The organism is Halomonas sp. ALS9 (assembly GCF_001651035.1).
Classification (GTDB): domain Bacteria; phylum Pseudomonadota; class Gammaproteobacteria; order Pseudomonadales; family Halomonadaceae; genus Vreelandella.
Genome location: NZ_LXRG01000167.1, coordinates 1 through 227 on the forward strand (window position 1 = coordinate 1; position 227 = coordinate 227).

Here is a 227-nt window from a genome sequence, read left to right on the forward strand (position 1 = left end):
GGGTGATGGCTGCTTAATGGAAGGCATTTCCCACGAAGCCGCCTCGCTAGCCGGTACCCAGCAGTTGGGTAAGTTGATTGCTCTCTATGATGACAACGGCATCTCTATCGATGGCGAAGTGGAAGGCTGGTTTACCGACGATACCGCCAAGCGTTTTGACGCTTACGGCTGGCACGTGGTGCCCAATGTGGATGGTCATAAGCCTGAAGAGGTGAAAGCCGCTATTG

At 54.2% G+C, this 227-nt stretch carries 1 pseudogene; it reads left to right on the top strand.

The features are described 5' to 3' along the window. Positions 1-227, top strand: a pseudogene (locus A6R74_RS11680) (transketolase); the annotation flags it as partial.